The 9,406-nt window shown below is 72.2% G+C and carries 8 protein-coding genes; 5 read left to right on the top strand and 3 right to left on the bottom strand.

What is annotated here, in order from left to right; translation table 11 throughout:
• Positions 1-191: 191 nt before the first annotated feature.
• A complete protein-coding gene (locus tag ACRX5W_RS18090) occupies positions 192-1,256 on the top strand; it encodes an aminotransferase class V-fold PLP-dependent enzyme (protein ID WP_436789216.1) in 1,065 nt (354 codons plus the stop codon).
• 56 nt (positions 1,257-1,312) lie between these two features.
• On the opposite strand, the gene ACRX5W_RS18085 is transcribed toward ACRX5W_RS18090, so the two are convergent.
• Positions 1,313-3,262, bottom strand: a complete 1,950-nt coding sequence (locus ACRX5W_RS18085) for a glycosyltransferase family 39 protein (protein ID WP_436789215.1) — start codon at positions 3,260-3,262, stop codon at positions 1,313-1,315.
• 139 nt (positions 3,263-3,401) lie between these two features.
• On the opposite strand from ACRX5W_RS18085, the gene ACRX5W_RS18080 reads away from it, so the two are divergent.
• On the top strand, positions 3,402-4,289 hold the full coding sequence (locus tag ACRX5W_RS18080; protein ID WP_436789214.1) for an AIM24 family protein: 888 nt from the start codon (positions 3,402-3,404) through the stop codon (positions 4,287-4,289).
• A 192-nt stretch (positions 4,290-4,481) separates the two neighbouring features.
• Positions 4,482-4,883, top strand: coding sequence for a rodlin (locus tag ACRX5W_RS18075; RefSeq protein WP_436789213.1), 402 nt, complete (start codon positions 4,482-4,484; stop codon positions 4,881-4,883).
• 162 nt (positions 4,884-5,045) lie between these two features.
• Here the strand turns inward: ACRX5W_RS18075 and ACRX5W_RS18070 are convergent, their stop codons facing one another.
• Together ACRX5W_RS18070 and ACRX5W_RS18065 are read right to left on the bottom strand one after the other, a co-directional pair.
• Positions 5,046-5,708 (bottom strand): phosphoribosyltransferase, encoded by a 663-nt coding sequence (locus ACRX5W_RS18070; RefSeq protein ID WP_436789212.1) that lies wholly within the window; start codon positions 5,706-5,708, stop codon positions 5,046-5,048.
• A 35-nt stretch (positions 5,709-5,743) separates the two neighbouring features.
• On the bottom strand, positions 5,744-6,154 hold the full coding sequence (locus tag ACRX5W_RS18065; protein ID WP_436789211.1) for a hypothetical protein: 411 nt from the start codon (positions 6,152-6,154) through the stop codon (positions 5,744-5,746).
• Between the two features lie 1,448 nt (positions 6,155-7,602).
• Here ACRX5W_RS18065 and ACRX5W_RS18060 point away from each other — a divergent pair.
• Positions 7,603-9,192, top strand: coding sequence for a sensor histidine kinase (locus tag ACRX5W_RS18060; protein WP_436789420.1), 1,590 nt, complete (start codon positions 7,603-7,605; stop codon positions 9,190-9,192).
• Positions 9,176-9,406: roadblock/LC7 domain-containing protein (locus tag ACRX5W_RS18055; protein WP_436789210.1), on the top strand; the 231-nt coding region annotated here is incomplete at its 3' end. The genes ACRX5W_RS18060 and ACRX5W_RS18055, both read left to right, overlap by 17 nt.

Here is a 9,406-nt window from a genome sequence, read left to right as displayed (position 1 = left end):
CCCCCCCCCCCCCCCCCCCCCCCCCCCCCCCCCCGCCCCCCGGAGGCGGCCCGGCCGAGCGAATCCGCCACGGCCCGGCCGGACCGCCTCCGCTCTCCGCGCCACCTCTGTTTCCGCGCCGCTCCGTCTCCAGGCCACCTGTGCGCAGGCGGCCCTTTCCGCGCCTGTGCGGGCGGTTTTAGCGTCGAGAAATGGATTTGCAGAGCGCACGCAGTCTGTGGCAGCCGGAACCCGGATGGCTCAACACCGCCACGTACGGGCTCCCACCGACGCCGGCCTACGAGGCCGTCCTCGCCGCACAGCGCGACTGGCGCGGCGGACGGACGAGTTGGGAGGCCTGGGAAGACGAAACGGCACGCGCCGAATTCGCCGCGCTGGTGGGCGCGGACGTCTCCGACATCACGATCGGCGCCAACGTGTCGAGCCTGCTCGCCCCGGTCGCGGTGTCACTCCCGCCGGGCACCCGTGTCGTCATCCCCGACATCGAGTTCACCTCGAACGTTTTCCCGTGGATGGTCCACGAGCCGCGCGGCGTCGATGTCGTCGCGGTGCCGTTCGCGAAACTGGCGGCATCCATCGACGAGCGCACCGATGTGGTCGCCTACAGCCTCGTGCAGTCGGCGGACGGATCGATCGCCGACGACGCGGAGATCGTCGCGGCGGCCCGCGCACACGGCGCGATGGTCGTGGTCGACGGCACACAGGCCGTGGGGTGGCTGCCGGTCGACGCGACCCGCTACGACGTGCTCGCGGTCGCCGCGTACAAGTGGCTCATGCATCCGCGCGGGACCGCGTACGCCTATCTCGCGCCGGGCGTGCGCGATCGGTTGGTCCCCATCGCCGCGGGCCGCGCCGCGGGCGCGGACACGAGCGACTCCACCTACGGACCACCGCTGCGGCTCGCGTCGGACGCGCGGCGCTTCGACGTCTCCCGCGCGTGGTTCGCGTGGGTCGGCGCCGCACCGGCGCTCCAACTCGTGCGCGAGATCGGCGTCGAGCAGATCCAGGCGTACGACGTCGCCCTCGCCAACCGCTTCCTGGCCGGCCTCGGCCGACCGCCCGGGCACAGCGCGATCGTGACCGTCGACGCGCCCGGGGCCGAGGAGGCGCTGCGCGAGGCCGGTATCCGCGCGGCGGTGCGCGCGGGCAGGCTGCGGGCCTCGTTCCACCTCTACACGACCGAGGAGGACGTGGACGCGGCTGTCGACGCACTTCTGGCCCACCAGGCCGAAACACCTGGGGCGCACGCTGACTGATGCCGCGTCAGGCCGGTGCCGGGCGGAACGGCGAACCACGGGCGCCCGCCCGTCGGTCAGCCGTGCCGCCCGCCCGGTCCCCCGCCCGTCGGTTCAGTCCGCGCCGCCCGCCCGGTACCCGCCGCACAACGACTCTCGTCACCGAAGACCCAGCGCCGATACGGGCTTTGCCCGCCCTCCGCACAAGCGTCCGCAGTCCCGCCCGACGGCGTGGCCCCGCGTTCGAGCAGACTCACGTACGCGCCCGCGACGGCCACACTGCGCACCACGTGGTAGCGGTCCCGCAGCGCCAGTGCCTTGTCGCGCGGCATCGCGGCGTACGGATCGGCCGGCGCCCCGCGCAGGACCACGGCCACGAGCCAGATGCGTTCCGCGCCGACGGCGTCGAGGCAGGCCGCGGGATCGAGGCAGTCGTGGGTCCACAGGTCGTCGCGGTCCTCGCCGGTCCGGCCCGCGAGGACGTCGCGCGGCACGGGGTCACCGCGCAGGTAGTACTCGACACCGGCGTCGACGTGCCACAGCCGCTGGTCGATGCTGGAGTACACGATGCCGTCACCGGGGCGCTGTCCCGCGCGCACGATGTCGGCCACGCCCGCGTAGTCGACCCAGGAGATGTCGGACGGCTCCGGATGGTCGCGCTGCTCGTGGGCCCCGGACGCGCGCAGCGCCCGGTGGTCCGGCACACCCGCCGCCACCAGCGCGACAAGGACCGCCGCCGCAACCGCGGGGGTCAGGCGCTGTGCCAGCAGCCCGAGGCCCGCGCCCGCGAGCACCGCCCAGGCCGGGAGCGTGAAGAGGAGATACCGCGGCAGGAAGAACGATGTGTCGCCGACGAGCGACGCCGCCCACACGACCGCCACCGGCGCCACGGCCGTCGCGGTCACCGCCGCCAGGACAGGCCTCGACCCGGGTCGCGCGGTCGGGCTCGCACCCGGCTTCGCGCGAGGGCGAGGGAATGCGGGCTCAAAGATCGCGGTCGGAAGGACCGGTCCGCGCGCGGGGCGTGCCGTCCACGCGCCGATCGCCAGCACCGCAAGTCCGACGGCGACCGGCCCGGATGCCGCCAGACGCGGCAAGAGACTTTGCAGCGAGTCGAGTTCGGGACGCGGAATCCACTCGATCTGGCGGACGCGCTGGGTCGCGGCCAGGGCGAACAACGGAGCGAGCGGCGCGAGGCCTGCGACGACCGCGACCGCGAACCCCCGCCAGGCCTCACGTCGGCGCAGCAGCAAATACCCGACATGTCCGGCCACGGCGGCGAGCGCGACCAGGTGCCACAGTCCCAGAAAGGCGACGGACACGGCGTACGCTGCCCAACGCCGCAGGCCCGGGCGCTCCAGGGCACGGGCCAGCAACAGGACGGCGGTCGCGGCGGTCAGGCAGACGAAACCGTAGCCGCGCGCCTCCTGCCCGTAGCGCGAGACGGACGGCAAGGACGCGAAGACGATCCCGGCGGCGAGCCCGGCGCGCGGCCCGAACTCGCGGCGTCCGTGGGCGGCGACACACGCGGCGGCGCCGGCCATCGCCAACACGGCCGGCATCCGCATCGCGGTCGCGGAGTCGCCGAACACCGCGGTCCAGCCGTGCATGACGACGTAGTAGGCGCCGGTCGAGGCATCCACGTTGCCGAGTACCGCGACGAGTTCGGGCAGGTCGCGGCGGGACACGGTCCAGGTGGCGATTTCGTCCCGCCACAGGACCGGGCCGTCCACCCGCCACAGGCAGGCGGCCAGAGCCAGGAGACCGCACAGCAGCGGCCCGGCCGGCCCGCCGAGCACGCGCGCCCGGACTTGCGCCGCGGGCGGTTCCGCCGACCGCATGCGAATCGGTGCCGGGACGGGCAGTGCGGACAGCGCGGGCGGCGGGCGGTCGAACACACGCTCGGTCGCCCGTGTCCCGCCGTCGGTGGTGCCGGTACCGGACAGGTTGCTGCTCCGTTGGCTCGGGTCCCGGCGGCTGTTCGCCGTGCCGGTCCAGGGATGTCCGAGGTCGCAGCGGTTCGACACCGTTGCTCCGGGAACGCCGGAACCGCGCCACCACACCGGACGGGAACGCTGCGCCGCACGATACGTGCGTTCGCCCAAGTGTCATGAGTTGGTCCGTCATTTGTTCACCGCAGTGCCTCCGACCAGGGATCATGTCGGGGTGCAGAGTCCCTTGTTCAACAATGTGGCGAGCCAGTCGCCCGAACGGTTCAGCCTGCAGAACCCGCAGATATTGCGAGTCCGTCTCGACCGTCAGTCCGCACCCGAGGTGTTGGCGCGCAAAGGCGCGATGGTCGCCTTCACCGGCGCGGTGGAGTTCGACGGCTACATGCCGGCCCCGAGCGAGGCCCGCGCGCAGGCGTACGGCGCGGAGTTCATGTCGCTCATGCGCTGCTACGGCACGGGCGTCGTCTATCTGGCGAACCACGCACAGCACATCCATCTGGTGCCGTTGCACAACGACGGCCTGATCGTCGACAACGACACCGTGCTCGCGCTGGACCCGGGGCTGACGTGGACGCCGGTCGCCCTGGACTCCGAGCAGCGCATCGGGGGGCCGGGTACCAACGGGCTCCAGATAGGCGGCACCGGCATGATCGCGCTGACGACCCCCGGGCTGCCGCTGATCATGAAGGTCGGTCCGCGCAGCGAGGTGTTCGTCGACGCGGACGCCGTGGTGGCGTGGTCGGTGGGCCTGACCACGCGCCTGGAGGCGCAGACCGTGTCGTCCACACGCATCTGGCGCCGTCGCGGGCAGACCGGCGAAGGATGGATGCTGAGCTTCATCGGTGACGGCTGGGTGCTCGTGCAGTCGACCGAGATCAACCCGGTCGACGCGGTGCAGCACCAGGGCGGTCCGCTGGGCATGGGGCAGCAGGGTTACCGGGGCAACACGTGGGGCGGGCCGGGCGGGCCGCACGGCCCCGTGCAACACCCGCACCAGGGCATGCCGCCGGGTCCGCCGCAGCATCCGTATCCGCCGCAGCACCCGGGCCACCCGCCTCATCCGCACCAGCCACCACCCGGTCCGGGCCCGTACTACCGGTGAGGTGACGGGAGCGTCGAGGTGGCGGGCGGAGGCTGGCTCCCCTGCTCTTCCGACGGGCATATGAGCTTTCCGATGGCGATTCTTGCGGCATTCGGGTGAACCTGCGCAACCAAACTGCTGTCAGCGGGTTGGACAGTCTGCTGCGGCAGCACCAGCACTCCATTCCAAGCAACTGCGTACGAAGGAACCTCGATGTCCAACGTCTTCAAGCGCGCCACTGCCACCACCGTTATGGCGGCCTCGGTGTTCGGGGTCACGGCGGCGACCGCGCCGCAGGCGCTCGCGGGCAGCAACGACGACGGCAACACTGCCGTCCAGGCCGGCAACTTCTCGCCCCAGGCCATCGGCAACACGACCAGCAGTGGTGTCATGAGCCCGAACATGGCGCTCGTGCAGGGCGGCGTCCTCAACTGCTTCGACCTGCAGAAGGTCGACGTCCAGGTGCCGATCGCGGCGCTGATCGGCGTCAACGTCCCGATCCAGGACGTCCTGACCGACCAGACCAGCCAGGTGTGCAGCCCGAACGCCATCCAGCAGACCGGTGACGACCCGCTGGCGAACGTCCTGTCGAGCGTTCTCTCCGAGAACGGCTGAGCAGGCCACACGGCTCCGCCCCTGACCGTCGGCTCCTCCACCGCGCGGACCGGGGGCGGTGCAGCGCAGCGCGCTGATGTGGTGCGGTGACAACGCGCGGTGCCGGGCTTCGGCCCGGCACCGCGTGCGTGTTTGTCCGCGGTGGACCCGCGGGGCGACGGATCACCGCCGGCCGCCGCGACGGTGCACGGCGTGGCGGCCCTTGTCGAGGCAATCGATGACCTCGGCATCCGATGTGGGACTGAAGTCCCGGTAGTACTGCCCGACGGCGAGGAAGTCCGCGGGAGTACTCAGAGCGATGAACTCGTCCGCGGCTCCGCGGAGTTCCGCACTCCAGCCGGGCGGCGCGACGGGCACCGCGAGGATGAGGCGGCGGGCGCCGCGCGCCCGGACGATCCGGCAACCGGTCGCCGCGGTGGCGCCGGTGGCGATGCCGTCGTCGACGACGATCGCGATGCGTCCGGTGAGGTCGTACGGCGCCTCACCGCGTCGGTAGCGGTCGGTACGGCGTTCCAATTCGTCGCGTTCCGCCGCCTCCACAGCCGCGACCTCGTCATCCGAAATGCCGAAGTCCCGCACGAGGCCTTCGTTGAGGACGCGCGCGCCCCCTTCTCCGATCGCCCCCATGGCGAGCTCGGGCTGGAACGGGACGCCGAGTTTGCGCACGACCAGAACGTCCAGCGGAGCCGCGAGGGCGGCGGCCACCTGGGCGGCGACGGGCACGCCGCCGCGCGGCAGCCCCAGGACGATGGGGTCGGAGTCGCGCAGGTGCTCCAGCCGGTCGGCCAACTGCCGTCCGGCGTCCGCACGGTCGTGGAAGAACATGGCAGGCCCCAGGTGCCTGAGGAATCGGGTGTCGGTCAGCCGCCGCGGCCCTGAGGGGGGCTGCCGCCGGGAAAGTCGGTGGACCCGTGCCGAGGCCGCGGCGTCTCGGCCCCCTGCGGGCGCACCGTCGGGTCGGCCTGCCACTCTCCCGCCCCCTCGGGCTGGGCCGAGCGTCCGCGCAGGGCCGCATCGCCGGGCACTGTGGCGTAGTGCCGCCGGCGTGCGCGTCGGTGCGCGCGGAGCGCGGCCATGGCGAGGGCCAGACCGAGGCAGAAGAGCAGAGCGAGCGCGACACCGGAGACGAAGATCGCCAACGAGTCGAGCGTGACCATGTCCCGGTCGAAGATACGCACGGTGTACTCGGGTCCGCCCGATGTGTTGTACGCGATCAGCAGCGCGACGAACGCCGCGCACGCCGCCGCGATGAGGAGTCCGAGGATGATCATCTGATCCCTCCGTGGATGGCCCCGCCTGTCGGGCGGGGAGCGAACGAGCTCCTGCGAAGCAGGTCGGTGGCCCACCGGGCGGGCGCCGCGGATCGCGGTGCTCGGCCCGACCGACTTCGTCTTCTGCTCCCGGCCGACACGTGTGCCGAGCGCACGACGGCGCGCGTCCTGCTGCGCTGCCGGGTCACGGGCTCCGGCGCGGGCCCGGGTCCCGGAAGCGGCCCCGGATGGGGACCGGGTTCCGGACGCGGTGGCGGCGGCGGTTCCGGGTCGGGCTCCGGCTGTGGTGGGGCGGGCGGGGCGGGATCGGGCCCGCCGGGTCCCGGCGCGGGGCCAGGCAGCGGTCCCGGGCCGGGACCCGGTCCCGGTCCGGGTGCCGGCGTCGGATTCGGTGGCACGGGGTCCGGGGGTGTGCCCACGTCGTGTCACCTCCTTCGGACGCGGATGTTCCGGATGGCGCGTGGTCGTCCGTCGCAGGACGCCCGTCGCGGACGGGGCTCGGTCACGTGGCGAACTGCCGCACGGCAGCGCCCTTCTCGCTTCCGCGACCGCCTCACCGACATGTCTGCGTGAACACGCGCCCCAGCCGCGGTCGACGGCCCATGGCACGTACCACGGTTCCGGTTGCGACGCCGGGCGCCAAAGGTGCCGGAGGTGCCGGAGTGTCGGCCCTCGCCCTCGATTCGTCGGCGAGGGAGGGGCCCTGTCATCCCCGAAGCGCGCCCGCTCGCTTCGGTATGCGGGGTATGCGGGGTAACAAAAGACATCCCATGGGGCTCTTCCTCCCGCTTCGCGCACCCGGGCCATTCCCGGGTCCCCGGAGAGGCGCGCCGGGCTGACGCCTGGTCGGGGCACGATCACGCGGGCTCTGCGACCACTTCGCCGGCGCGTCCCGGCACTTCCGATGGACGCCGCCGGCACACTCGTACGCCGCTCACTCATACGCCGCACAAAACGCGCGGCCGCACAGCTCGCACATCTGCTCGGTCTTCGCTTTGTCGCTGCGCGGCTACCCTCGTTTCCCGTGTGCATGCACGGTCGCAGGCACGCTTCAGGCCACACCGAGACGGCACAGGCGACAACGTCGACTCGGCGACATGTGGGTGCATCGTCGCTGGTACAACGAACGCGCCACGGTTACGCCAGGATTCGCCAACCCCCAGCTCGACAGGTGTGGCCACTGGCCTGGTCCAAACCGGCTATGCTCCCCAGTGGCCCAATGACGTGTGACGACTACAACCAGTGGCCGCGTCGTCTGGAGTGCCACCGACCGTCGAGTCGGGCTGGCCGGGGCCGCCACAGCCTGATACATGCTGCGTGTGCGGTGTCATGGGGCACGCCCCCGACCGCGTCAACGGCGCTTGGCGTGCCGCCAGAAGGCTGTTGCGCCTTTTCGGCAGCAGGCGTGTCCCCCTCAGCCCGCCGTCCGCACGATTTCGAGGATGTCCATGGTGCGTGTCGGGTCCCCACCCGAATCCCAACGTCCTACCGCTGCTGGTCTGTTCTGGCTTCTGCCCACCATTCCGTCGGCCGCAGCCGCGGCTGTCGCCGTGGCCCTCGTCGAAGGCGACGCCCGCATCCCCCTTGCCGTGTCGCTCGCATGCGCCGTCATCGCGGTGGCCCTGGCCGCCGCGGAAGCGACTCGCCGCGGGCGGCACATAGCCGCGCAACGGCGCCGGCACGACGCCGAACTCGCCGACTGGCAGGCCCGGCACGCCGCCGAGGCCGCAGGGCTCAAGCGCAGCCTGGCCGCCCAGGAGGCCGCGCTGGTGCAGCTCACCGAGAAGCTGCTGCCCACCACGATCCGGCGCCTCCAAAAAGGCGAGACCGCACAGGAAGTTCTGTACGGAATCGCCGAAAACCCCGATATCACCCCGGAGTTCGCCTCCGCCCAATACGACGTGCTCAAAACGGCGGCGGAAGCCGTCGAGGCCGAGGAAGGCATGCGCGACTCGGCGCAGCGGGCGTTCGTCAACATCGCCCGCCGCGTCCAGGCGATCGTGCACCAACAGGCCACCGACCTGCGGGAGATGGAAGAGCGGCACGGGACCAACCCCGACGTCTTCGGCGATCTCCTGCGCATCGACCACGGCACCGCGCTGATCGGTCGCCTCGCGGACAGCATCGCGGTCCTCGGTGGCGCCCGCCCCGGCCGCCAGTGGCAGAACAACGTCGCCCTCTACAGCGTTCTGCGGGGCGCGACTTCGCGTATCACCGACTACCCGCGCATCGAACTGACCTCGATCGCCGAGGTCGCGGTGGTCGGTCCGTCCGTCGAGCCGCTGATCCACGCGCTCGCCGAGCTCCTCGACAACGCCACGCGGTACTCGCCGCCGAAGACGATGGTCCGGGTGAGCGCGAGCGAGGTGCAGTCCGGCATCGCGATCGAGATCGAGGACGGCGGAATCGGCCTGGCCGACGAGGCCCGGCGGCGTGTCGAGCGGTTGCTCGAAGAAGCCCACGCGGGCCTCGACTTGGCCGACCTCGGCGAGTCGCCGCGCCTCGGCCTCGCGGTCGTGGGCCGGCTGGCTCAGGCGTACGGCTTCCTGGTCTCGCTGCGCCCCTCGGCGTACGGCGGTGTCCGCGCGATCCTGGTCGTCCCCAAGGAACTGATCGCCGCCGCCCCCAAATCGATCATCTCCGGCGCGGCACCCGGTCTCGGGGCGCTTCCGGCCGCCCGATCGCAGAAGTCGTACGGCTCCGCCCTGCCGAACCTCGCCTCGCGCGGCGAAGAGGCACCGGCCGAGGTTGTGGGTCGTACGGCGAACGGGCTGCCGCAGCGTCAGCGGCGCGCCCGGGCCATGGCCCCGCGTGCCGGCGGGCGCCCGGGTGGCGCCGTGACGGCTCCCCCGGCTCCCCGCAAGGCACCCTCGCCTTCCGCGGCCCCCTCCTCGTCGGCGACCGAGCCGGGTCTGTGGCTCGACGCGTTCGCCAAGGGCGTCGCCGGCGAGCCTGCGGCGACCAAGGTCCCGGAGTCCCCGGAAAACACTCGTGACGACTTGCTGGACAAGGGCGATCGTGATGCAGAAACGAGCTGACCTGGACTGGATCCTCAAAGATCTGGCCGACGGAGTCCCCCAGACCCGACACGTGGTCGTGCTGTCGGCCGACGGATTGTGCATCGCACAACACGGCTGCGATGTCGACACGGCCGACCGCATCGCCGCGGCGTGCGCCGGCCTGCAGAGCCTCTCGTCGGCGATCGCCGACGAACTCCCGCACAGCGACGGGCGCATGCGGCTGGTGGTGATC

The organism is Yinghuangia sp. YIM S10712 (assembly GCF_051388935.1).
Taxonomy (GTDB): domain Bacteria; phylum Actinomycetota; class Actinomycetes; order Streptomycetales; family Streptomycetaceae; genus Yinghuangia.
Note: the sequence above shows the minus strand (reverse complement) of the source record. Positions and strands in the feature narration are given on the sequence as shown.

Excerpts from the sequence above, each read along its gene's own strand:
- ACRX5W_RS18090 (WP_436789216.1), top strand. The coding sequence starts at position 192 with ATGGATTTGCAGAGCGCACGCAGTCTGTGGCAGCCGGAACCCGGATGG.
- ACRX5W_RS18075 (WP_436789213.1), top strand. The coding sequence starts at position 4,482 with ATGTCCAACGTCTTCAAGCGCGCCACTGCCACCACCGTTATGGCGGCC.
- ACRX5W_RS18070 (WP_436789212.1), bottom strand. The coding sequence starts at position 5,708 with ATGTTCTTCCACGACCGTGCGGACGCCGGACGGCAGTTGGCCGACCGG.
- ACRX5W_RS18065 (WP_436789211.1), bottom strand. The coding sequence starts at position 6,154 with ATGATCATCCTCGGACTCCTCATCGCGGCGGCGTGCGCGGCGTTCGTC.
- ACRX5W_RS18060 (WP_436789420.1), top strand. The coding sequence starts at position 7,603 with ATGGTGCGTGTCGGGTCCCCACCCGAATCCCAACGTCCTACCGCTGCT.